Here is a 25478-nt window from a genome sequence, read left to right as displayed (position 1 = left end):
GCGGGAAGGACACGCGGGCAGTGAGCGGTAGCGCGGTGGCGGGACTGTGCCGGTTGAGATTCCACGGGCCGCACAAGGTGGTGGAGCTCTCCGTACCGGGCGACGTACCACTGGCGGACCTGTTGGCGACCATCATCGGTTACGCCGGGGACGACCTCGACGAGGAGGCCGTCGAGGCGGGCGGCTGGGTGCTCCAGCGGCTCGGTGAGGAGCCCCTGGACGACGAGCGGTCGGCGGAGGCCCTGGGATTGCAGGACGGCGATCAGCTGTTCCTGCGGCTGCGTCGTGAAACGCTGCCGCCGGTCCACTTCGACGACCTCATCGACGGTGTCGCGGTCGGCCTGGAACAGCGCGGCGACTCGTGGCGCCCCGCTCTCACCCACCACGTGGCGCTTGGCCTCGCGCTGGCCGCACTGGCGGGCGGGCTGGCCCTGCTGGCCCTGTCCGGCGACATCGGGCCGCTGCGCGGGGTCACGGCCGGCGCGATCGGCGGACTGCTGCTGCTGGGCGCGGCCAGCGCCGCACGGGCGGTGGGCGACGCCGGGGCGGGCACGGCGCTCGGCGCGGCGGCGGTGCCCTACCTCGCCCTGGCCGGTGCGCTGCTGCCGACGGGCAGCGATGATGTGACGGCCGCCCGGCTGCTGGCGGGGAGTTCGGCGGCTGCCGGCGCGGCGGTCCTCGCGCTCTCGGCCGTGGCCTGTTCGGCTCCGCTCTTCCTGGGGCTGCTGATCACCGCGGCGACCGGTGCCGTGGCAGGGGCGATCACGCTGGCGGGACTCTCGGCCGTGGAAACGGCCGCGGTGCTCGCCGTGCTGGTCGTGGCGTTCGGCGCGTTCCTCCCCGGCTTCGCCTTCCGGCTGTCCGGACTGAAGCTCCCGGCGCTGCCGCGCACCGCCGACGAGCTCCAGGAGGACATCGAGCCGTACCCGGCACAGGACGTGCTGGACCGCAGCGCGGTGGCTGACGGCTACCTGACGGCCTTCCACGTGGTGACCGGTGCGCTCTGCGCCGGCTGCCTCACCCTTGTCGCCGCGGCGTCCGGCTGGGCGCCCGCGGCGATGACGGCGGCCCTGTCCCTGCTGTTGATCCTGCACGCCCGCGAGGTGGGCTCCCTGTGGCAGCGTCTGGCACTGGTCCTGCCCGGCGCCTACGGTCTGGCCCTGCTGACCGGGCAGTGGGCACTCACGCTCGGCGGCACCGGCCGGCTGGGGCTGCTGGCCGGGCTGACGGCCGTGGCCTCGGCCCTCGCCATCGCCTCGTGGACCGTGCCGGGGCGGCGGATGCTGCCGTACTGGGGCCGGGCCGGCGACCTGCTGCACAGCGCGCTGGCGCTGAGCCTGCTCCCGCTCGCGCTGGCCGTGGCCGGCGTCTTCGCCTGGGTGCGCGGGCTCAGCGGCTGACCGGGTGGCGCGCCGGAGCGCGCACCCGCCCGGAGCGGCCGTGCCACGGCCCCGACAGGACCTTATCTGCGGAGGAGTTCACATGCAGTCCAGGCGCGACCAGGTACAGGCGCACCTGTTCGTGATGAGCAGGCTCGGGGCCGGCATGCTGCGGGGCGAACCCGACGCACCGGACCTCCCGACCCGGCGGACCACCCGCGGGGTCCGCACCGGGCTGTTCATCGCCATGCTGATCGCCCTGGTCATGGGCCTGTACGGGGCCATCAAGCCGGGCGGGGCGACCGGTTGGGCCAAGCCCGGCACCCTGGTGGTGGTGAAGGAGACGGGCGCGCGGTACCTGTTCATCGGCGGGGAGCTGCGCCCGGTGCTCAACCAGGCCAGCGCCCGGCTGGTGGCCGGGGAGAAGATGACCGTCTCCCAGGTCGGTCTGAACTCGCTCAAGGCGGCGCCGCGCGGCGGGCCGGTCGGGATCGTCGGCGCGCCGGACGGTCTGCCCGCCAAGTCCTCACTGACGGAGGGGTCCTGGCTGGTCTGCGGGCTGCCCGGCCGTTCCGCGTCGGGCCAGGCCGCGCCGCTGCTCTCGGTGGCCGTCGGGAACGGCTCGCCGGGCCTTGCCCTGTCGCCCGGGCAGGGCCTGCTGGTGGCGACCGCGGACGGTACCCGGCACGTGCTGTGGCAGGGCAGGCGGCTGCGGCTCGACGTCGCCGCGGGCGCCGGCACGGCGCTCGGCTACGGCTCCGCCACCCCCTTCGCGGTGCCCCCGTCCTTTCTCAACTCCCTGCCCGCCGGCCCCGATCTGTCACCGCCGGAGATCTCCGGGCGCGGTTCGGCCGGGCCCGCGCTGGCCGGGCAGCAGACCCGGACCGGCCAGTTGTTCACAGGTCCGGCCGGGGAGCCGTACGTCCTGACCCAGCAGGGGCTGGCGCCGCTGAACCAGACCCTCTTCGAGCTGCTGCGCGGGGACCCCCGGACGCAGCGGGAGGCGTATGCGGGGGCGCCGGCGGTCGCCGCGGCGGTGGGCGCGGCCGATCTGGCGGCCCATCCGGCTACGGCCGGGACCCTGCCGGGTTCCGGGCTGCCCGAGGCGCCGCCGAAGCTGGTGGCACCGGCGGCGGGGCAGAGCGTGTGCACGGCGGTGGAACCCTCGCCGGGCGGGCCCCGCACCCTGGTGAGCGTCGTCGAGGCGGCGGCGGTCGCGGGCCTGCCGCCCGCGCCCCAGCCGGGCGTGGTGCTCGGCTGCGGTACGGCCGACCGGATCTCCGTACGGCCCGGTGGCGGGGCCCTGGTGCGGGCGCTGTCCGGAGCGGGCGCGGGCGGGACGACGTACCTGGTGGCGGACAACGGCGTGAAGTACGCGCTGCCGTCGCCGGAGGCCGTGAAGACCCTCGGCTACGGCGGCGCACGGGTGGCGGGCGTGCCCTCGGCGCTCCTGGCCCTGCTGCCGACCGGGCCCGGACTGGACCCGGCCGCGCTGGCCTCGGCGGGCCTGGTGGAGCCCCTCCCCGGATCCGGGGACGCGCCGTGCCCGGGCGCCGCCGCGAGCGGCTGACCGGCCCCGCAAGCTCTGCTCCGGCGGTGAACCCCGAGCCCGTGCCGCCCCGTTCACCCTGCTGGGAACCCCACGCCACACACGATCCGACCAAGGAGATCAGGTGCCCGAAAACCCCGGTGACAACCTCAAAGTCTCGTCCGCGGTACTCACACAGACCCTCAACGAACTCGAGGGGCACCTCCAGACGATGGAGCGGGCCTACACGGAGTCCGAGGACATCTCGGGCCAGGTCTCGCAGAGCATGGTGTCGGCGGCCGGCACCAAGTTCGTCGCCAAGATCGAGAACTGGCAGCGCGGCTACCGCTCGGTGATGGCCGAGTACAAGGACCTCCTGGAGGCCGTCGGCGTCACCAGCAGGGTCATGACGGACACCGCCGGTGAGGCGGAGTCGAACATGGACCTCTGGTCCGGCGACGTCTACGACATCCTCGGCAAGTAGGCCCCGGTCGGCGCTCGTACGCCGACGTCTTCGGCCGTCCCTCCCCACTGACGTAAGGAATCGCCATGAGCGAAATGGACATGGACATCAAGCACGGCGCGCTCCAGGACGCCAACGACCGGATGAAGCAGGTCGCCGCGACCATGAACGGCGCCCTCGACACCATCGTCCAGCGGCTCGATGCCATCAGGACCGAGTTCACCGGTGAGGCGGCCAAGGAGTTCGCCGAGTTCAAGCAGGCGGTCAACAGCCTGGACGCGAGCCTGTCCTCCCAGTTCGACAAGGGGGCCGACCTCCTGGCCGACGCCCACGGCATCATCCGCAACGGCGACCGCAAGAGCGCCTACCTGTTCCAGCGCTGATCCGCGCTCCCGGACCCGGCCCGACGGCGCTCGCGCGCGGGCCGGGTTTCCCGTACCGGGGGTGAACCGGGCGGCGCGGGGGCCCCGTTCTTCCTGCCGGACACTCACGGCCCACCCGAAGGCAGGAGAGCGCGCATGGCGGCCAAGCCCCCCAACGAAGACTCGGACGACGAGGGCGACAAGGGATCGTTCAAGATCACCGAACAGGTCCTGCTGGACTTCGCGGACAAGTTCGAGACCCTCCTCAAGGACCTCGGGGAGGACCCGGCCGTGGCGGGCCTGACCCAGTGGGCGCAGGGAAACTCCATCGGCGACGACGGCAAGATCCTTCCGGGCAACACGGGTCAGCTGCAGAGCGCCAAGGAGGTGCAGGAGGGGTTCAAGGCGATGTGCGCCCAAGTGGTCAGCGGACTGAACGTGTTCCGCGGCGTCGCCGACAGCGGCTTCCTCACCCTGAAGACCATCAAGCTCATCCTCGACAACACCGCCGACGACGCCGTCAGCGTCACCGAGATGTGGGAGATCCTCAACTCGATCCAGCAGGGCGCCAAGACGCAGAGCCCCGGACCCTCGGCTCCCACCAAGTAGACGAGACATCCCCAGCCCCACGGACAGGAGTTCCGCGCGATCATGCCGGTGAACAAGAACTGGGAAGAAGCCCTCAAGGTCTTCATGGCCGACACTGGTTCGCTGGCGGACCGCAATTCGGTGGCGGGCCCCGGTTCCGCCAGATGGACCACGACCGACGGCGTCCGCGTCCTCAAGGACATCAATCCGAACCAGGACTGGTCCAAGACGTTCGACGTGTTCTGGACCGGTGTCGCGACGCTGCAGGACGCGAACGGCCAGAACGTCGCCAGCCCCGTCCACTTCGTGGCGGGTTTCAACATCGACAAGAAGAACGTGTTCGACAGCCCCACATCCAAGTGGAACTTGTGGTTCAGCGACCCCAAGAAGAACCTCGCACCGCTGGTGGGTTCGCCCTTCAAGAACGAAGTCGTCAACCCCCTCTCGTTCGAGCACGCGGCGGCCCAGGTCACGAGCATCGTCGGCTGGTTCGACGAGTGGCTGCCGACCATCAAGAAATGGGGCGACGCCGTCGACTCCGGCACCGACGAGTGGAAGGGCAGCGCGGCCGGCGCGTTCAAGAAGTTCCTGAACGTGATCCACGTGGAGATGAGCAAGGTCAGGCTCGACATCACGGCGCCGAGCGACTACGCGGCGTTGATCACGACGGCCAAGGACCAGCTCAAGGCGTCCGCAACGGGCATGAACACGGCCTTCGACGAGTGGTACGTGACGCGGAACGCCAATGGGTTGAACGTGCTGCACGACGCGTTCTGGAAAGTCATGTCCAAAGCGGAGCTCCAGGTCACCTGGAAGGCCTACTCGTACGGCGACACGTACGGCTATGAACCGGACGTCTGGAAGATCGTCGACAACGACAAGTCGGACATCAGCCAGGCCTACTGGCTCGACGGGGTCGAGAGCGCCGCGAAGGCGCTCTGGATCGCGAACCTGGAGAAGCTGGACACGGCCGCGAAGAACCACCTCGGCCTGCTGGACACCGCGTACTCGAAGCTCGCGGGCGCGCTCAAGGAGGGCGTCTACCAGCCCAACATCAGCATGCCCGGCGGCGGCACGGGTCCGACGCCGCCCCCAACCCCCAGAACAACCCCCTCAACCCGGGCGGCAAGAACCCCCTCGACGGGAAGGGCGGGGCCGGCGGCCCCGGCGGGCCGAAGAAGCCCCCCGAGCTCAAGCCCGGCGGGGGCGCCGGCCCGGGTAACAAGCCTCCGAGCGGCCTTCCCGGCAGCCTCAAGCCCGGCAGCGGTTCCGGGACGGGCGCGGGCGTGCCGTTGCTCGACAAGAACGGCAAGCCGGTCCTCGGTCCCGACGGCAAGCCGGTGCTGGTGCCGCCGGGGTCCCGCATCGGCAAGGACGGCAAGGTCTACGACCCGAAGGGCAATCCGGTCCTGGGGCCGGGCGGCAAGCCCGTCATCGCGCCGCCCGGCGCCAAGGTGGGCCAGCTGCCTCCGGGCGGGCCGCCCCAGGGCCCGCTGCAGCCGGGCAGCAGCCCGTACGACCAGATCCGGCTCCCCGAGGGGGCGAAGGTCCTGGAGAACGGCACCGTCGTCGACGCCAACGGCAAGCCGCTGCTCGACTCCAACGGCAATCCCTACACGCTGCCCAAGGGAGCCACCGTCAAGGACGGCATCGTCGTCGGCGCCGACGGCAAGCCGATCAGCCGTACGAACCAGCTGCTGACGAACGCCGAGCACGCCCTCAACTCGCGTCCGGTCCCCAAGCCCAACACCCAGTCCGGCGGCCTCACGGGCTTCGAGTTCAAGAGCGGCGGCACCTCGGGGGAGGCAGGTTCCCCGGCCTGGACGGTCTCGGCTCCGGCGGCGGCTCCGGCAGCGGCCTGGTCAACGGCGCGCAGCCCAAGGGCATCGCGGCGACCGTCGGCGGCATGACCGGGATCGGCGAGTGGGGGACGCAGAGGGGCGCTTCCGTGGCGGGCAACCCGGCTGCGGCCGCGGCCAACGCCGCCGCCCAGCAGCAGCGGGACGCCCTCCAGGGCCAGGCACCGCCGCAGTCTCCGATGATGCCGCCGATGAGCCCCGGCGCGGGCGGCGCCGGCGGGCAGCCGAACCAGGGCAAGGACCGGCAGCGCACCACCTGGCTGACCGAGGACGAAGAGGTCTGGGGCACGGACACCGGCTCGGTCAGCGGAGTCATCGGCCGCTGATCCGCCCCCGGCCGCCCCGAACACCACCGAACCAATCCACCAAACACTCCACCAACCATCCGAAAGGTGACCGATGAGCATCGACTTCGAGGGCAAAATCAAAGACGCGATGTCGGCGCTGCACGAGCAGCGGGACAGGATGCTCGCGGCCAAGCGCGACCTTGACTCGGCGACGGCCTCCGCCACGTCCAAGGACCGCATGGTGTCGGTCACCGTCGGCCCCCAGGGCCAGGTCGTCTCGATGACCTTCCACACCAAGGCGTACCAGGCGATGGCACCGGCCGAGCTGTCCGCCGCGCTGGTCACCGTACTCAACGACGCCCGGGCCACGATGGGCGCCCAGGTGATCGAGCGGATCAAGGGCTTCGACAACTTCGGCGAGCACCTGCGCATGGTCACCGGCCTGACCGGCATGCCCGACGACTTGGACGAGCTGATGAAGCCGCTGCGCGCGATGGGCTCCTCGTTCGGCCTGGAAGAGGCGAGCGAGGAGGCGAAGGCCGCCAAGCAGGAGGAATTCGCCGCCGAGGAGGAGGCCGCGCGCGCGAGGTCCGAACACCACAAGAAGCAGGAGGAGTTCGCGGCCGAGTCGGAGAGCAGGATCCCCACCGGGAAGCAGGAGGTCTTCAATGGCTGAGGGAGAGGACCTCAAGGTACTGAGCGACCTCAAGGACAAGTTCGCCTACTACGACGACTACCAGCGGTGCCTGACCGACCTCAACCAGAAGATCGTCGAGATCAACCGGATCAACAAGGAGTCGGCCGGCCAGGACGAGATCGGCCAGGTTTACCACCAGCAGGTCGACAAGCCCACCGAGAACCTGACCGAGACCGTCGCGTACATCAGGAAGAAGCTGGGCACGGTGGTGAGCGCCGGCAACGACACCGTCGACACGATGAACAACGCGGACGACGAGGCCGGGCAGCACGTGGACACCTTCTGAACCGTGCGGGTGGCCGTCTCCGTTCCATCGGGCACAGCCACCCGCCCGACCGGAGGACCACCACGCCATGTCCATCAATCCGCCCAAGGGAATCGCCGACTTCCTCGGATTCGTGACGGGCATGGAGTGGCCCCAAGCCGACGAGGACCTCATGCGGCGGGTGTCGGAGCACTACGCCGACATCGCGAAGGACCTCACGACGCTCTCCGGTTACGTCTTGGAGCTCATTCCGATCGTCAAGGGCGACTTCAAGGGCGAGGCGGCCTCCTCGTTCGTCGTGTCGATGAACGACCTGACGGGCCAGACGGCGGGTGCGAACCAGCTGGAGCAGACGGCGGAGCTCGCTCAGCAGCTCTCCGAGGTGGCTCTGAAGGTCGCCAACCAGGTCGAGTACACGAAGATCATGGCGATCCTGCAGCTGGTGGAGCTGCTGGCGCAGATCCTGTTCGCCACGATCTTCTCCGTCTTCACCTTCGGTTCGGTGTGGGGACCCGTGTCGGTGATGTTCGCGATGACCCGTGAGGGCCTCAAGGGCCTCTTCATGTGGCTGCTCAGCACGATCCTCAGCCAGACCTTCATCGGCATCACGGGTGGCATCTTCCGCGACCTGGTCATCCAGCTGTACCAGCTCGGCGCGGGCCACACCAAGGAGTGGAACATGGAGTCGATGATCGACTCCATCAAGCAGGGTGCGCTGACCGGTCTGGTCGGCGGCCCGCTGGAGATCGTCTTCCACTACGGCGGCAAGCTGCTCGGCAGGCTCCTGGGCGGCCGCAGCCCGGCCTCGATCCTCAGCCGCCGGGTGGACGACGCGCTCAAGGGCAAGGCCGACGACAAGATCAACAAGACGCTCGACAAGACCCCCGGCAACGGTGCCTCGAACGCCGGGAAGGACGTGCCGGGCGGCGCGGCCGGCGCGGGATCCAAGCTGGACGGCCCCAAGCCGATCGACAAGCCGGAGCTGCCGGCGAAGACGCCGGTCAACAAGGTCCCGGACGACGCTCCGCCGACCCCGGTACGCACCGAGACCGCGGGTGACGCCGTCACCACGCCCCCCGCCGGCCGGCCGGAAGCCCCCGGCGCGGCGGCGGGCACGGCGCCCGGCACGCCCGGTTCGGCGGGTTCGGCGGGTTCGGCCGGCCGGCCGGATGCCCCCGTCACGGCCAAGCCGGGCGGCACCGGCGCGGCGGACAACGCCGCCACCCAGCCTGCGGGGTCGGCCTCGAAGAGCTCCGGGGCAGCCGGGAGCGCCGGCCGCCAGGCCGACGTCGAGGTGCCGCCGCGGCTGGAATCCCTGCTGGCCACCAAGCAGGCGCGGCAGGACTTCTCCAACGAAGTCGGCGATCTCCTCGGCAGTGTCAACCGTCAGCTGGAGACCGGCTTCCTGCGGTTCGGCGAGGGCACCATCGCGGACGCGTTCGCCGACAAGATGGGCGACATCTTCGCCAAGCACCTGGCGCTGGAGGGCGCCGACGCGGCGCTGAAGGCGGAGATGAAGGCCGCCGGCAAGGACTTCGGCGACATGCTGGCCCGCAAGTGGGTCCGTCTCGGCGCCGACCACAGCGATCTCTCCGAGTCCCTGACCAAGGCCCTCGGCGATCTGGCGCACGTCCAGCCGCTGAGGAACCTCGCGGACGCGATGCCGAACCTCTTCAACCGTTCCGAGCACAAGGGCTTCTTCCAGCGGGTCCTGTTCCAGGAGAACCCCCTACAGGGCAACCCCCTGTACCAGCTGGGCGGTGCCATCGCGTCGACCCTGCAAGAAGGCACCCACGAGATGCTCAGCGAGGGCTTCTACAACGTGGTCTTCGGGGACGGGACGTTCGAGGTCAGCGGCGGGCCGTTCGCCGCCGGCGTGTCGATGAGCCTGCTCGGCAGCGGTCTGCACCGGATGTTCGAGCCCGTCATGGTCAAGTACCAGGACTGGGTCCTCAAGCACCAGTACTCCGAGAACCCCAACGACAACAAGTACTTCGGCCTGCTCCACCCGATCAACATCGCCTCGTTCGTCGCGAACATGACCGGCAACCCCGCGCCCTGGCCGGTACCCCGCCCCACCTCCCAGACCCCGGACCCCAGCGTCACCGCCGAGATGAAGGCGATGGTGAAGTGGGTCTTCTCCAACCCCTTCACCGGTACCTCGTTCTTCTCAGACTCGCCTCACGCGGACGTCCCGGCCTCCGGGTCGCTGGACGACGTACCCAACGTCGCCACCGAGAGCGACACCGGCAGCGGGTTCGACCTGCCCACCATCACCCCGGACCGGCCCTTCAGCGAGGAGTTCGCCGACCACCCGCTGTTCGGGGCCGATTCCGACAACGGGACCACCGCTCCGCCGGACACCGTCTCCTCCGCTCCCGAGTTCGACATGCTCATCGTGGACGACGACGATTCCCTCGCGGACGAGGACCTCACGCACCCGGCCTTCCTGCAGACCGAAGGCGGCGACAACCCCTTCACCTCCGAGGACACCCGGCAGCGGCCCGCGGGCGAGGGGCAGACCGCCACGGCGCCCGGCGGGCCGGTCCTCCGCGAGGGCCCCGAACGCACCGTCGACGTGGTCACCCCGGCAACCGCCCACACGCCGCTGACCGCCGTCGTCGTCGAGTCGGCGTACACGGACTCCGGGAGCACCGTCGCCGACGCCGGTGCCGGCACCGACACCAGCGGAGGCGGCGACGACCCCGACGGCACGTTCGTCACCGCCACCCCCGAGGGGCCGGACACCCCTCCGCCGGGCGACGACGACGGCGACGACACGCCCCCGGCGCCGGACGCGCCCGCCCCCGCCATCCCCGCCGGCATCGCCGTCGGCGACCTGAGCGCCGCCCAGCTCAAGGCACTCCAGCAACTGCCCGCACGGTCCGGCGTGTTCGTCGTCGGCATGCACACCGGCCCGCACGGTGCGCCCGACGCCACCACCACCCTCAAGGCGCTCATCACCGCCCACGACACCGGCGAGCTCGACGGGATCACCCAGATCCAGTTCACCGCCTGCAGCCTGGCCGCGCCCGTCAACGAGGCCACCGTCAAGACCGTCATGAGCGGCCTGTGGAAGCACCGGGCCGTCGGCGAGACCAGCTCCACCCCCGACACCCTCAAGGCCATCGCCGCCGACGGCCCCGTCTGGGTCGTCCCCACGACCGGCGCCGACACTGCGCTCGTCACCGCCCATCACATCGGCATCACGCCCGACGGCAAGCCGACCGTCCTCACCGAGGGCGCCGCCTGGCACGAGTACTCCGACACCGGCGGCCCCGACCACGCCCCCGACCACACCGACACCCGTACCAGCGACATCCCCGACGGCGCCGTCCACGCGCACGTCCGCACCCCCGCGACCGCCGATCAGCACCCCGACGCCGTCAAGTTCGGCACGGAGCCGGGCGATTCCGGCTCCGTCAACGCGCCCGACGCCTCGATCGAGGACCGGGTACGGATCCGCTACCTGGAGGAATCGCAGACGTACGAGCGGCGCCTCGCGGATTACCTGGCCGGCCGGGACGACGTCAAGCAGGTCGCGAAGACCCTGGCAGAGACGGTCTGGCGGCGCCTCCCGCGGGACAAGCGGGGGAAGCTCGGCAGCAACGAGGCCACCATGCCCGGAATCGTGGGCAACAAGGAGCCGGAGCTGCGCCGGGTCGTCCAGACGGGCAATCTGCGCGAGCGGATGACCCTGGTCTTCCACGCCATCTCCACCCAGGTGCTGCCGGCCGCGCTCAACCAGCTGGCCAGCTACCCGAAGGAGATCAAGGACGAGCGCCCCACCCGGCAGGAGCGGCCCGAGTACACCGAGTTCCGCACGCTCGACGGCGAGGTCACAAGGCTGAGCAAGGCCGGGCGAACGAATACACCGGAGTACCAGACCACCTATGGGGCGTGGTCCGCGCTGGCCAAGACCCTGCGCACGGACCTCAGGCCCGAAGGGATCACGCCGGAGCTGAGCGAAACGGAGCGGCTGAAGGCCCTGGACCGCCACGACTCCCTGAGGTGGATACCGGGCGCGGCCAAGCTGGAACTCAAGATGAACACGCCGCTCCAGCTCACCAGTGAGCAGCAAGGCCGTCTGGTCATGACCGGCACGTCCGGGTCCGCCTTCTACTTCCACCAGTACGCCCAGCTGATGGCCGATCAGTGGTCGATGACCGTGGACCACCAGGCGCTGCGGCTGGCCCTGCTCGCCACCTTCGTCGGTCAGGGGCACCACTCCGTACCCGAGGTCATGGCGGGGTCCGCCGTCTACGGCCACCTGGCCGCTGTCGAGGAACTGCAGATGCCCGCCCGCGACTCCCGGACCGCCCCCGACTGGGGGCACTACCGCGACATCGGGCCGCTGACCGAGGCGGAGCTGCGCACCCACGTGGCCGTCGACGGGAAATTCCCCGACGAACGGGCCGCCGAGTACCGCGCGTCCCTCACCAACCCCGACGTCGAGATGACCGACGCCAACCCGGTCCCCAAACGCCGCCGCAGCGACGACAGCGACGACGACACCGACATGCTGGACCCCAAGCGCGAGCGCCAGGGCACCAGTCCCGCCGTGCCCGAGAACTCCCCGTACTCGCAGCCGGGACGCAGGGAGCCCGAGCAGGTCACCCCGACGGACCGGCCGGTCACCCCCGAGCAGTGGTCCGGCTGGAAGTGGGCCCCGGGCCGCGAGGACGTGCCCCCGCCCGCCCGGATCCGTACCGAACGCTTCGACCCCGCGGCCGACCCGGACGACCCCGGGCCGTACTCCGGCACCGCGGACCGCCGCGGCGGCGGCCTGCTGGACGGCAGGGCCACCCTCATCAACGCCGAGGTGCAGCGCTTCAACGTCCCCGCGCAGGACGGCGGGCCGGGCAGAACGGTACGCCTGGTCCAGGTCACCCTGCCCGTGGCCACCGACGGCTCGTACTCCGCGGCCGAGGTCGCCGCCCTGCGGGACCGGATGCAGGGCCTCCTCGACGCCCACGTGAACCTCGGCTTCGAGCTGCCCCGTACCAAGGACCAGCTCCGCATGGAGGTCCGGCTCGTCCCCATGCCCGTGCCGCAGGACGGCCCCAAGGGACGCGACTGGATCACCGTGAGCCAGGACGGCGGACCCGGCCGGGACTCCGACCAGCTCAACTTCCGCCTGCACGGCGACGACGCGGACCCGGTATCAGCGACGCGCGACGACGCCATGCTGCTGCACGAGCTGCTGCACTACGCCGGTCTGCCCGACCGCTACCACGACGCCCGGTCGTTGTTCCGGCACGCCCCCGAGCAAGCCGACGCGTCCGGGCTCATGGCCCAACTCACCCTCCCCGAAGGCACCTTCCCCCGGGCGTACCTCGAAGCCATCGAGAACGTCACGGAATCCGGCTCCGTCCTCTACGACAACAACGGCCCCGGCTCCTGGACCGTGCCGAACGCGCCTGTCCGTGGCATCCCCGCCGGGATCACCGTCGGCGACCTGAGCACCGCGCAGCTCCAGGCCCTGAATCAACTCCCGCCTCATTCTGGTGTGTTCGTCGTCGGCATGCACACCGGCTCCAACGGCGCACCCGACACCGACACCACCCTCAAGGCCCTCATCACCGCCCACGACACCGGCAAACTCGACGGCATCACCCGCATCCAGTTCACCGCCTGCGACCTCGCCAACCCCGTCAACGAAACCACCGTCAAAACCGTCATGAGCGGCCTGTGGCAACACCGCGCCAACGGCGAACCCACACCCACCCCCGACACCCTCACCGCACTCGCCGCCAACGCACCCGTCTGGTACCTCCCCACCGGACACCTCGTCACCGCCCAACACATCGGCATCACCCCAGACGGCAATCCCACCATCCTCACTGACAACGCCGCCTGGCACGAATACACCGACACCGGAGACCCCGGCCACACCCCCACCCACACCGCCACCCACCCCAACACCCACCCCGACAACAACCTCACCCCCACCACCGAACCCGGCAACCCACACCCCCACGCCGTCAAATTCGGCACCGAACCGGCAGAGCAGGGCCCCCTGTCACGGGTGCTGCCCAAGGAGTCCTGGCCGGAGCTGCTGGAGAGCCCTGACGACCGGATGACCACGCTGCTCGGGGAGGTGCTGGACGGGCGGCACAGCGACTGGCGGACGCTGAACGCCGAGACCTACCTGAAGCTGCGTGCCCGGATCGAGGGCGATGACCAGCCCGCGCCACTCGACGCCGACGTCATGCGAGGCATCAACGACGCCTTCGATCACTACGACGACTCCATGCCCTCCGCCGCCGACGACCCTGCGCGGCTGAAGGTCATCGCCGAGACCGTCGAGTTGCTTCAGACCATCGAGGATCTGGATCCCTCGACCACGGCCGACCTCCGGTTCCTGGCCCAGCGCTTCCTGCTGGACCACGGCTACACCCCGTCGCTGCTGGACGCCGACGGCTACACCGCGGACTACTGGCAGGAAGGCGCGGACCGCTCCTACGACCTGGCCATGGGCATGGCGGCGTTCGCCCGTCTCACGTCCCGGCTGCCCCAGGGGTCGGACACGGCGGGCGGTCCGCTGTCGCGCGTGCTGCCCGAGGCGTCCTGGTCGACGCTGCTGGCGAACCCGGACGACCGGAGGACCGCCCTGCTCGGGGAGGTGCTGGACGGACAGCACGGCGACTTTCGGACGCTGAACACCGACTCCTACCTCAAGCTGCTCGCCCGGATCGAGGGCGACGGGCCGCCCGCGGAGCCCTCGGACGGCGTACGGGCAGAGCTCGACACGATCTTCAGCAGCTACCACCAGAGCGTGGCCGCTGCCTCCGGGGACAAGGCGCGGCTGACGGCCGTCGCCAAGCTGCTCAAGCAGCTCCAGAAGGTCGGGGAGTTCGGTCCGTCGCCGGAGATCCGGATGGCGGCCGACGTCCGGTTCCTGGCCCAGCGCCTCCTGCTGGACCAGGGCTACACCCCTTCACTTCTGCCGGCCACCGCTGACACCGCGAAGTTCTGGAAGCGGATGGAGAGGCGGATCGCGGAGGACCTGGCCATGGGCATGGCCACATTCACCCGCCTCCGGTCCCGCCCGGCCGAGCAGTCCCCCGATGTCGACACGGTGAGCGGTGACGGACCCGGAGCCACGGCAAGCGTGACGCCCCCGGGTACGGGAACCGAGGCCGACGCCAGTGTTCCGCCGCCCACCGTCGGCACCGGCAGCGAGCAGACCCGCGCGGACACCGACGTGGCGGAGGCCGAGGACGCCGCCGACTGGCGGGCGGAGCTGGCTGCCCTCGGTCCCCGTACGGCCGAGGTGACCACGGCCTACCTCGTGCTGCCGAACTCCGTGCACCAGGTGACGGGGCAGTCCGACGCGTTCCTGCGTACGGGCGACAAGCCGTGGGCCACGCTGACGACGCAGCATCCGCCGCTCGGCGGGCAGACCCTGCTGGAGGTGACCGTTCCCGCCGGTCGCGCCGTCGACGCGGGTGAGGGCCGGCTGCTGGTCGGCAAGGACGACCTGACCCACGTGACCGTCACGGGCGTGTTCACCGAGGGCGGCGGGCTCCAGCCGTGGCAGGCCGCGACCGAGGCCGACCTGGTGGGTCTGCCGCTGGCGATGCTGACGCGACTGGAGCAGGCGTTGCACGCCAACCCGGGTGTGAACGTGAACAGCCCGATGGCGCGGCTTGCGTTGCGGATCAACTACACGGAGGCCTCCCGGCAGGCCGAGCGCCCGCTGGGCGAGTTCATCGCCGGGCTGGAGCCGGTGCAGCGGCAGGTGAAGCAACTGGTGCAGGCGCTCTGGGACAAGGCCGGACCCGACCTGCGTCGCAAGCTGGGCAGCGATGCCAACACCGGGAGCGGGTCCGTCGGCACGGACCTCGTCGAGCTGGAGCGGGTCGTCAGGGAGGGGAACCTCCGCGAGCAGGTGTACCTGCTCGAACTCGCCGTGCACGGCGATGTCCTCAAGCAGCTGGTGGGCTTCAAGAAGACGATGCCGCAGGTCCTCAAGCAGGAGTGGGACAGGCAGGCGTCCCCCGACATCGCCCAGCGCCGCGACGCGATGCAGGCGCGGCTCGACGCGATGCCGCCGGGTCCGGACCGGGATGCCTACGAAGCCGAAGTGAAGCAGCTGGTCCGGACCGATCTGCGTGCGGACGAGGTGGTGCCGCCACTGAGCGACCGCGAGCGGCGTCACACCCTCGAGAACGGCCGGCTCGCCTGGCTCCCCGGCGAGAACCACCGCACGATCCAGATGGTGAGCTGGCCCCAGGCGACCGCGCAGGAGTCCGGCGGACTCCTGGGCGCCGGTACCTCCAACACGACGTACTTCGTGCTCGAGGCAGTTCACAAGATGAGTCAGAAGTGGGGCCTGACGGTCGACTACCAGCTGGTACGCCTCGCCCTCCTGGCCGACATGCTTCCGGTCCACCACCACTCGCTCCACGAGATCATGCGGGCGGCCGGCGAGTTCGGGCGGACGGTGCTCGGCAACGACGTGCTGGACTACGCCGACAACTGGAGCAGGTTCCGCTCGCTGGCGCCCCTGACCGAGAACGAACTCCGCACGGCCATGCCTGGAGGGAGGTTCCCGGACGAGGTCGCCCTCGGGCTGGAACCCCGTGAGACGTTGTCGGGCCCCGTCGATTTCCTGTGGCAGGGCCCGGACCCGCAGATCGCGGGGCGTCGCCTCTCGGAGGTGCTGCCCGAGGAGTCCTGGCCGGCGCTCCTGGACGGCGCCGACTCACAGGACCGGGTGATCCCGTTGATCCGCGAGGTGCTGGACCGGCAGCCGAGCCGCAGTCGCGACTGGCGGCGGCTCCACGCCGACTCCTATCTGGAACTGCGCCGCAGGATCGAGGGGGCCGAGCCGCCCGAGGAGCCCGAGGGGGCCTCGCCCTGGCTGCGCGACGAGGACGACGACGTGCCGGAAGAGGACACCGTACGGCGGGACCTCGACGCGATCTTCGATGACTACTACACGGCCGTCGCCCGGGCTTCCGGGGACCGGGAACGGATGGTGGCCATCGCCGACGTCGTGCAGCGGCTCCAGCGGTTCGAGGGCCTGGAGCCGTCGTCTCCCGACACCGGGATCACCGCTGACGTCCGGATCCTGGCCCAGCGCTTCCTGCTGGACCAGGGCCACACCCCGGCGCTGCTGGACGCCGACGGCCACACCCTGCCCTTCTGGCAGCGGCCCGCGGACCTGATCGCGGACGACCTGGCGTCAGGTCTGGAGGCGTTCGCCCGCTTGACGCCCGTCCGTGACATCCCCGCTGGTATCACCGTCGGCAACCTGAGCACCGCCCAGAGCGACGCCCTCAACGCGCTCCCGCCCCGGCCCGGCGTGTTCGTCGTCGGCATGCACACCGGCCCCGACGGCGCACCCGACACCGACACAACCCTCCGAGCACTCATCACCGCCCACGACACCGGCAAGCTCGACGGCATCACCCGCATCCAGTTCACCGCCTGCGACCTCGCCAACCCCGTCAACGAAACCACCGTCAAAACCGTCATGAGCGGCCTGTGGACACACCGCGCCAACGGCCAGCCCACCCCCGACACCCTCACGGCACTCGCCGCCAACGCCCCCGTCTGGTACGTCCCCACCCCGCACACCGACACCACCGGACACCTCGTCACCGCCCAACACATCGGCATCACCCCAGACGGCAAACCCACCATCCTCACTGACAACGCCGCCTGGCACGAATACACCGACACCGGAGACCCCGGCCACACCCCCACCCACACCGCCACCCACCCCAACAACCTCCCCGACGACGCTCTCCCCCGGCCACGGAACCCGGCGACCAGCACCCCGACGCCGTCAAATTCGGCACCGACACCGATTCCGTCTCCATCTCCGTCAGCATGGCCGGCGAACCGTTCAGGGCCCATGAGCTGACCGTGTCGTTCACGAAGGGTGGCAAGACCCTCGATCCGGCCGACGGGCAGCAGCTCCACAAGTTCGTCCAAGAGCTGCTCCCCGAGCTGAAGCGCCGTCACTTCCAGCAGGAGGGCAGGCTCCAGATCCACGTCAACGCCGGTGGCAACCACTGGTTCGCCCCCGCCGCGGAGAAGACCGGCACCGAACGCGCCAACTCCATCGTCGAAGCACTCAGGTTGAGCATCAGGTCCGCCGCGGACGCGGAGAACGTCCCGAGGGCGGCCGAGATGGTCGACTTCGTCGTCTCCTCGCGGGGACGCGCGATCGACGAGGACCACACGGCGGCAGGAGGTCCCAAGGCCGCCGTGCGCCGCCAGAGCACGATCATCACCCAGCTCCGGATCCCCGAGGTCCGGGACGAGTACGCTCCGTATCTCGCCGACGCGGCGAAGCTGCTCGGCCGGCTCGACGGCAGCGCCGTCAAGGAACTGGACCTGGCGCTGGCCATCGGCCATGCCAGGGGCAACGCGACCCTGCGCGACGAAGCCGGGCAGCAGGGCCATCCCACCGCGACGGCGGTCAGGAACGGCCAGCAGGCCCTGCCCCGCCACCAGAAGCCCGTACGGCACAGCACCCTGCTCAATCTCGCCGAGGTGAAGGCGCTCCGGCAGCAGGCCGACAACCGCGGCACCGAGCACTCCGCGCTGCCGCTCGACCAGTTGCTCGGACCGGACGCCGGCTGGAAGGCCGGGCCTCGGCACCGGCCCGCCCCGGACCACAACGTGGTCTTCGAGGTGCTCCCGCTGACCGCCCGGGACGCCGGGCAGATACTCGGCGAGGGCCGCGTGGTCTTCGCGCCCGACGCCCGCTTCGAGGTCGTTTCGCTGGAGCGGGTCGAGTCCGGCCGGACCAAGGTGACCCTCCGCGAGGTGAGCCCCCGGGCCCTGGCCGGCTCCGGCCAGGGGCCGTCCCGGCCACCGCAGCGGGAAACCCCGGCCATCGGCATACCGGGCGTGAGCTACCCGGGTCCGAGCCGTCCGCTGGACTCCACCCTGGTGTACGACGCGGGGAAGAAGCAGTACGTGTTCCGGGAGCCGAACTTCATCCACCGCGGGGAGGTGGAGGTCGAGCTGGTCGACGGAAAGCCGTTCGTACGCTTCTACACCACGGTGGTCAGCGAGGTGCAGCTCACGGTGGACCCGACCACCCCGGGGCGGGCCACATCCGTCGAGTTCAAGGACATCCAGCAGGACCCCGACACCGGGCGGATCGTACTGAGCACCGGCGGAACGAACGACACCGTCATCTGGACGGGTGTCGGCACTCCCGGACGGGCCATCGCCTGGGCCATGAAGTACAAGGCCGACGACCCCACGGTCAACAAGCCGGTCATCCGGTCCTACTTGATCCCGATGGACGTCTACCGCGAGATCACGACGACCTCCGTCCCCGAAGAGGACGTCAACGCGCCCGGTGACGTCTTCCGCGGTGACGACTCGCATCTCGCGGCGCCCGGACCCGACATCGCGCGGGACAAGGACCAGTACCCGCTGAAGTACGCCGCGCAGAGCCCGGGTTCCGCACCCGCTCCGATCCTGAACGGCCTTGCCCCCAACACCGACCGCACGATCAACACCGACCAGCCCGGCGACCGCAACCAGTTCGGCATCCGCGGGGAACACCTCGCGCTGCTGCGCGAGAGCATGCTGCCGCACTCGCTGATCACGTACTACGAGGACGCGGACGGCGTCAGCCCGGACCATCCGGACGCACGGTTCTCCAAGCACGGCCGCGTGGTCCACGTGAACGAGCTGCGTCGCCGGCTCGACATCCCGGACGTCGAGAGCCGCCAGCTCCTCGGCCAGCACAACCCCTGGCTGGACGGCAAGAAGCACCGCAACAAGCCCGGCGCGCTCCGGCGGATCTCCAACCAGCTGCGCACGCACTACGTGACCTGGCAGCAGTTCCGGCAGCTTCCCGCCCAGCGCATGCCGCACCCGCTGCTGGACGAGACATCGGCAGCCAGCTACGACCGCCGTCTCGAGGAACTGAAGGTGTTCCTGCAGGACCACAGTGAAGCTTTCGCACAGAACCCGGACCTCGCCCCCGACCTCAGGACCCTCGACCACGACATCGAGAACCCGGACCACGACGAGGCATCGGTCGAACACTTCATGACGGAGACCGTCCTGACCTGGGCCTCCCACGCGGAGATCGCCCACATCCTTTCCCGCCAGGCCGATGAGGTCCTCGCCGACCGGAACCTGACGGACGCCCCGGTCATGCACGACTTCAACGAGATGGGCAAGCACCGCGACGAGGACGTCCAACTGCAGCTCCGGGCCGGAGAGAAGATCACCGCACTCTGGCAGAACGGGAACCCGACGTACCGGATGATCGACCGCCTGACGCGGGACTACCCCGAACTGGCGCACCGGTACGCCCAGATCTGCGCGAGCGAGGGGTACACCTTCTTCGAGCACGCCCAGATGGTCGTGGGCCAGTACCTGAAGCTCGCCGCCCTCGATGCCGACGACCCGCACCGGACGGTGCCCGTCGACGCCATCGTCAAGGCGATCCTGTTCCACGACATCGAGAAGGTGAACTCGAAGGCGATGTACGGGGAGGAGAAGGGGGCCCACGACCAGGAGCCCGAACACCGCGGTGCCGTCGAGCTCATGGGCAAGTACCGGTACTTGTGGGGCGACTCGGAGGCGGACACCCGGTCCTTCAAAGCCGCCGTCATGATGGTCGACTCCGACCCCCTGGGCTTCTACTACCGCAGCAAGCACTCCAAGAAGGCGAACGTCAACCGCGACACCGCCTTCCAGTGGATCGCCGAGGCCGCCCTGAAGCTCGACGGCAAGCCCGTGCTCGTCAACGACGGCACCGGGCGCCGGCTCACGGACCTGACGGATGCCGACGCCCTGGCCGTCTCCCGGCTCTTCCACGAGTTCCACCAGTACTACCAGGCCGACTTCTCCTCCTACACGACCTACAGCCGGTACGTCCGCCACGGCGACCTGGTCTGGAACCCCCTCGGAGACGTCCCCCCGCACCTCGCGAAGCCCGCGGCGGACACCGCGGCGGACATCGCGGTGACGCCTCGGGAGGACGACGCCGCGTCGGTCATGTCCGAGGACTCCCACGACTCCCGGGAGTCACAGGAGTCCCGCGCCACCAGTCTCGGGGAGCGCCGACCGGGCGACGACACGATCGAAGACCAGGCCCGCCGGGGCAAGCCCTCCTTCAACCCGGTCTTCTTCCCTTCCGACGGCCAGGAGTCCCCCAACACCGCCTACCCGCTCCGCGGCGGCCCGCTCCTTGCCGTGGACGACTCGGGCGTGCCCGTACGTCCGCTCCGGTTCGCCTTCGCCCCTCAGTACGAGCGGATGTACGGGGAACTCGCCGCGATGTTCGCCGGTCCGGAGGAAGTCCGCGCCCACTTCCGGCGCATCGGCGAAGGCCGGGTGAAGTTCCTCTCGCGCATGCTCGGCGACCCGCAGGACGGCAAGGGAAAGGGCAAGGCCGAGGCCGAAGCCCCTGCCGCGGACGTCACGGCAGTCCCCCAGTCTCCCGATAACGTCGACTTCACCGGCTTCGACTTCGAGTTCGGCGGCGTCGACCTGGCCGACGCCGGCGTGGCGTCGAACACCGACGGGGGCCCGTCGACCCCCCTGAGCGATACGGACGGCTACTTCCCGGGGGACATCTTCGGCGACGAGCCCACGCCGCTGGAGGACCTCGACGGGGCCACCTCGTTCGGGAAGGACGGCGCCGGCACCGCGGATACGGCGACCACGCCGGGTGACCCGAACGGCACGGCCGGCCGGGTCCACGAGATCGCCGACGCGATCACCAGGTCCCGCCGGGAGAACGACACCCACCACCTCATCGACCCGCGCACCGACCGCGCCGAGGCGGACGAGCTCCAGAACGCCATCGGCCGGTTCCCCCGGGACGACAGGTTCTTCACCCTCGCCAGCCATGTCGTGGGCACCGACGGCGCGCCCACCTGGCGCGGCCGGCGGGTCGCCCCCGCGGAACTCGCCGCCGTACTGTCCCGCCTCGCCGAGACCGGGGTGTGGGACACCGCCAAGCCGCTGCAGTTCGCGGCCTGTGACCTCGGCCGTGGTCTCGACTGGTCGTACGCCGCCGAAACCCTGCGCGAACTGCGCGCCCTGCGCCCCGACTTGCCGTTGACCGCCTACGCACCCCGGTCCACCCTGTGGTTCGTGCCCGCGGCGACCGGGCAGGCGTTCACCACCGACACCACCGGCCCCGGCCACACCGTCGTCGCCCACAGGGTCGGCTGGGACGCCAACGGCATCCCTCGGCTCGAACCCGACCACTGGGTCCGGCTGTCGCTCCCCGTCGGCGAGGGCGCCGCGGTCGAGCACACGGTCCTGGGCGCCCACATGCCCCCCGACGGCGCCCTGCCGCCCGACACCGTTCCGGCCCCGGACGGCTACCTCCCTCTCGCACACGGCACCCGTCCCCTGTCGGGCGCGGTCCCGTTCGGCGACACCGACACCGGCACCGACTCCGTACCGGACCCGCCCCGGGTCCCCTGGCACGTCGCGGACGGGGCTCTGGGCGACGGGTACGTCACGTCCGTGCACCCGTGGAGCGACGCCGACAGGAAGCAGTGGCTCGCCGCGACCGAATCGACGCTCGCCAAGCTGGACATGGACCCCGGGACCGCGAAGAAGGTCATGGAGCGACTGCGCCCGAGGGCCACCGGCGAGGACCCGGCGGCCTGGCAGCGATTCCTGCAGAACGGCCTCGTCTTCCGCGCCGACGGACAGCGCGTGACCCTGACCGCCTGGCCGGAGAACCTGCGCCACCACCGGCCGCAGCCCAAGGAGGAGCTGGCGGGCTTCGCCTCGCACAACCAGCCCGTGACGAACCGTACGGTGACCTCGGGCGGCAACACCTCGGTCACCGCCGCCGTGGACACCGCCGTCAAGCTGCTCGACGCGGGCGCCCTGACCGGGGTGATCCCGTCCGTGCGCGTGCAGGCGGGCACCACGACCGCGACGTCCCGTACGGCCTCGGCAGAAACCCAGGGCGCCGGCCGGACCGTGGTCAAGGAGATGCACGAGTTCGACGGTGACGTACGGATCGGCATCCGCGTCGAGGGCGGCGCCCCGTTCACCTTCCGCATCCCGGACCGGCTGCGCATGGCCTTCCCCGAGGGGTCCCTGCCGCCGGCCGGGACGCCCTCGACCGGACCCCGGCCGGTGATGAACCCGGGTGGCCTGAAGGCGGTGCTGTCCACCGTCAACGCGGTCGCGCCGAAGCAGATCGCGGCCGATCTGGCCGACCATCTGGCGGCGGCGAAGGTGGCGCCGGACGTGGCCGCGAGGTTCCTCAACGAGGTCACCGAGGACCTCCTCAACGAGAAGACGCTCAAGGACAGCAACCAGTGGTGGACCAGCGGCAGTTGGACGTCCAAGGTCTTCACCGCCGCCGGTCGTCCGGGTCGCTCGCTGACGGGTCACTTCCAGGTGGGTGCGCGGCTGACCAGCCTTGAACACATGGGGGACACCGGCGGCAAGGTGCGGGTGCGGGAGGACTTCGCGGACTCGTTCGGCGTGAAGTCGAGCAGCAAGCACAGCGGCAAGGCGGCGGTGACGGTGACCACGTCCGCGCTCGTCCCGCTGAACCGGTACGTGGTCGTGCCCGGTGTGGACCTCGCGGTCAACACCGCCCGCGCCCACAACTTCGACGCCGGAGGCTCGGACAAGAGCAAGCAGAAGCTCAAGTTCGCCAGTGAGATCCAGGCCGACTACCGCGCGGAGGCTGACTTCCGCGTGGAGTTCACGTCCCTGTCGAAGCAGCCGATCCCGCCGTTCGAATCCCGGCTGGTGCTGGCCGTGGGCGTGCCGGCCTCGCAAGCGGCCCGGTTCGAGGAGCTCCTGCTGGGTCCGGCCCCGTCGGACCAGGCCAACCCCGCCCACCCCGCGCCCTTCCACACGCCGGCCCCGGCCCCCTTGTCCCGGTTCCGTGCGGCGACCCACGCCATCCGCGGCCTGCTGCGGATGGCACGCCAGGAGCCCGTCTCCCAGTTCGACGTGGGCGTGCGCCGTCCCTTCCCGACCGGAGGGATGCCGAGCACCGAGGGTCTGCTCAAGATCGCCAAACGGCAGCCGATCGAGGTCGCCGTCCCGCAGGGCCGCGTTCCCACCGGACCCGGCTGGGACCGGTTGACGGCGCACCCCAACGTGACCGTCGTCGACGACCGGAACTCCTACTCCTTCGCGCCCGCGACCGTGCCGGCGCCGGCGAACGGCCCCCACCCCCGGTTCCGCTACCACGCGGACGACCAGGGGGTCATCACGGCGGCCCGGCGTCTGGACACCACCGACTTCACGGGACTGTTCGGCCCCCTGGCCAAGGCCCATGAGGGGTGTCGCCGAGCTCACCGCGTTCCTCGAATCGCACCCCGAGCTCTCGCTGCTGGTCATGGTGGATCCGCAGTTCACCGCCGACCACGGCGACGCGGACGGGGACCTGCGAACCCTCCTCGACCACGATCAGGTCTCCCCGCAGTCCCGGCTCGGCGTTCACCGCACCCTGTTGGTCACCGACATCACCGCCGACGGGACGATCGAGGTCCCGGGCACCCTGCGCCATCCGGTGGAGCAGGCGATCCGCAACCTCGCCGCTGACGCCGCCCACACACCGCAGCCGCAACCGCAGCCGGAGTTCTCCCGTGCGCACGAGCCGCTGCTGATGCACGAGGGCGGAGCGGCGGAGCTGGAGGACTTCGCCGCCCAGCACGGTCCGGTCCAGCTCCGGATCAGCCCGCGGTACGAGCATGCGGATCAGCTCGCCGACGCGTTCCGGCAGGACTCCCACGTCCACCTGCCGGACGCGACGGGCACGCACGAAGCCACGTTCCTGATGGTCGTGGACGATACGGGCAGGCTCCTCGGCCCGTTCCCCAGGCGGGACTTCCCGGTGGACCCCCTGGAGCCGCTGTCCCTCGCCTCGCGCAAGGGCCTCGGCCCCGGCCTGGTGGGCGAGCTCCCCGGCTCCGAGAAGGTGCTGCCCGCGGCGCGCGACTGGCTGGACTCGCACCTGGAGGCCTCCGGCCTCAAGGAGCGACTCGGCGAGGACGAGTACGGGCAGTTCCAGCGCGAACTCGCGGCCGCCTTCGGCACGCCCGGCATGCGCGCCCGCTTCACCAAGCTGATCGGCTCCGGTGTGCCGGTCACCCTGCAGGCCGGCGACCACGAGATCCGCCTGCACCTGCGCACCGGGCTCGGAGAGCTGCGCGGTACGTCCGACGAGAGCGACGTCACGCTGGGGCGCTCGGCGGCACGGAGCACGAACTACTCGGTCGGCCAGAGCGACCAGGTCGCCTTCTCGGTCAGCGGGGGCTCCACCCTGCGGATCAACACGGACCACGGAGTCCGGGTCGAGGTGCCCGGAGTCAAGCTCACGGGCGGCGCCACGCTCTCGAACGACAAGGAATCCCTGAGCTCCACGGTCAAGTCGTCCCACGGGGAGGAGTCCACCGGCGCGCACACCGCGTTCACCTACGCGGCCGTGCACCACCTCACCGCCACCGTCCACGACGGGGACGGCGAGCTGGTGTCCGGCACCTCCCTGGAATTCGGCGGCGACGACGTCTCCGCCGTGGTGCGCGTGAGCAACGACCACCTGCCGACCGCCCCGCACGACCCCGCCGAGCTCGTCACGGTCGGCACCACGACGGTCTTCGCGGGCCGGGACGAACCGGGCTGGGTCGGTGAAGGCGACCGCCAGACCCGGGAGCTCGCCCTGCCCCACTCCGGCCTCGGCGGCATCCACCCCGAGTTCCTGGGCACGAGGGAGGTGGCCGCTGCCGCCGCGGCGTTCGTCGCCGAGCGCGGCGACGGCGCCGCGCCGACCGGGCTCGACACCGAGTTCGGCAAGCATGCGGGCGACACGGTGGGTGCGCTGCGCCGGGGCCTCACGCCGGAGATCGAGGAGATCTTCGGTCCGGGCTTCCTACGCTCCGAGTTCGAGCAGCTCACCGGCCCGGACGGCGCGGTGTTCCCGCTTCCGCCGAGCCCCGGCGGGCACCCGCAGGCGCTGGTGGTCAAGCTGAGGCTCGCCGGGCCGGCGCACGAGACGTCCGGCAGTGAGACCAGCCTGTCGCACAGCACGGAGACCGGTACGAAGTCCAGCTTCACCGACA

At 70.7% G+C, this 25478-nt stretch carries 12 protein-coding genes; 11 read left to right on the top strand and 1 reads right to left on the bottom strand.

Annotated elements, in window-relative coordinates:
* The first annotated feature begins 20 nt into the window (after positions 1–20).
* The 5 genes from eccD (at position 21) to JIW86_RS38315 (ending at position 4341) form a co-directional block, all read left to right on the top strand.
* Entirely contained in the window at positions 21–1400 is a 1380-nt protein-coding gene (gene eccD / locus JIW86_RS38335; protein ID WP_257558930.1) for a type VII secretion integral membrane protein EccD, read from the top strand.
* Positions 1401–1482: 82 nt separating this feature from the next.
* On the top strand, positions 1483–2949 hold the full coding sequence (gene eccB, locus JIW86_RS38330) for a type VII secretion protein EccB (RefSeq protein ID WP_257558929.1): 1467 nt from the start codon (positions 1483–1485) through the stop codon (positions 2947–2949).
* 103 nt (positions 2950–3052) lie between these two features.
* A complete protein-coding gene (locus tag JIW86_RS38325) occupies positions 3053–3391 on the top strand; it encodes a hypothetical protein (protein WP_215150364.1) in 339 nt (112 codons plus the stop codon).
* 65 nt (positions 3392–3456) lie between these two features.
* The gene (locus JIW86_RS38320; RefSeq protein WP_215150362.1) at positions 3457–3753 is read left to right on the top strand and encodes a WXG100 family type VII secretion target; all 297 of its coding nucleotides are present in this window, start codon (positions 3457–3459) and stop codon (positions 3751–3753) included.
* 135 nt (positions 3754–3888) lie between these two features.
* A complete protein-coding gene (locus JIW86_RS38315) occupies positions 3889–4341 on the top strand; it encodes a hypothetical protein (RefSeq protein WP_257558928.1) in 453 nt (150 codons plus the stop codon).
* Between the two features lie 878 nt (positions 4342–5219).
* Here the strand turns inward: JIW86_RS38315 and JIW86_RS38310 are convergent.
* Positions 5220–5351 (bottom strand): hypothetical protein, encoded by a 132-nt coding sequence (locus JIW86_RS38310; RefSeq protein ID WP_257558927.1) that lies wholly within the window; start codon positions 5349–5351, stop codon positions 5220–5222.
* 255 nt (positions 5352–5606) lie between these two features.
* Between JIW86_RS38310 and JIW86_RS38305 the strand changes: the two genes are divergently transcribed.
* From JIW86_RS38305 to JIW86_RS38280, 6 genes are all read left to right on the top strand, one after another.
* Entirely contained in the window at positions 5607–6230 is a 624-nt protein-coding gene (locus JIW86_RS38305; RefSeq protein ID WP_257558926.1) for a hypothetical protein, read from the top strand.
* Complete coding sequence (locus tag JIW86_RS38300) at positions 6227–6505, top strand: hypothetical protein (protein ID WP_257558925.1); 279 nt, start codon at positions 6227–6229, stop codon at positions 6503–6505. The genes JIW86_RS38305 and JIW86_RS38300 overlap by 4 nt, the downstream gene beginning before the upstream one ends.
* A gap of 73 nt (positions 6506–6578) precedes the next feature.
* On the top strand, positions 6579–7142 hold the full coding sequence (locus tag JIW86_RS38295; RefSeq protein WP_257558924.1) for a YbaB/EbfC family nucleoid-associated protein: 564 nt from the start codon (positions 6579–6581) through the stop codon (positions 7140–7142).
* On the top strand, positions 7135–7449 hold the full coding sequence (locus JIW86_RS38290; RefSeq protein ID WP_215150354.1) for a hypothetical protein: 315 nt from the start codon (positions 7135–7137) through the stop codon (positions 7447–7449). Before JIW86_RS38295 ends, JIW86_RS38290 begins: the two co-directional genes overlap by 8 nt.
* A gap of 67 nt (positions 7450–7516) precedes the next feature.
* Positions 7517–17305, top strand: a complete 9789-nt coding sequence (locus tag JIW86_RS38285; RefSeq protein WP_257558920.1) for a hypothetical protein — start codon at positions 7517–7519, stop codon at positions 17303–17305.
* A gap of 2 nt (positions 17306–17307) precedes the next feature.
* Positions 17308–23961 (top strand): hypothetical protein, encoded by a 6654-nt coding sequence (locus JIW86_RS38280; RefSeq protein ID WP_257558918.1) that lies wholly within the window; start codon positions 17308–17310, stop codon positions 23959–23961.
* Positions 23962–25478 lie beyond the last annotated feature (1517 nt).

Source organism: Streptomyces sp. NBC_00162 (assembly GCF_024611995.1).
Lineage (GTDB): Bacteria > Actinomycetota > Actinomycetes > Streptomycetales > Streptomycetaceae > Streptomyces.
The sequence above is the reverse complement of the archived record's forward strand: the minus strand, read 5'-3'. Positions and strand labels throughout refer to the sequence as shown.

Coding starts and splice junctions, on each gene's coding strand:
- JIW86_RS38290 (WP_215150354.1), top strand. CDS start 7,135: ATGGCTGAGGGAGAGGACCTCAAGGTACTGAGCGACCTCAAGGACAAG.
- JIW86_RS38295 (WP_257558924.1), top strand. CDS start 6,579: ATGAGCATCGACTTCGAGGGCAAAATCAAAGACGCGATGTCGGCGCTG.
- JIW86_RS38320 (WP_215150362.1), top strand. CDS start 3,457: ATGAGCGAAATGGACATGGACATCAAGCACGGCGCGCTCCAGGACGCC.
- JIW86_RS38285 (WP_257558920.1), top strand. CDS start 7,517: ATGTCCATCAATCCGCCCAAGGGAATCGCCGACTTCCTCGGATTCGTG.
- JIW86_RS38300 (WP_257558925.1), top strand. CDS start 6,227: ATGACCGGGATCGGCGAGTGGGGGACGCAGAGGGGCGCTTCCGTGGCG.
- eccB (WP_257558929.1), top strand. CDS start 1,483: ATGCAGTCCAGGCGCGACCAGGTACAGGCGCACCTGTTCGTGATGAGC.
- JIW86_RS38315 (WP_257558928.1), top strand. CDS start 3,889: ATGGCGGCCAAGCCCCCCAACGAAGACTCGGACGACGAGGGCGACAAG.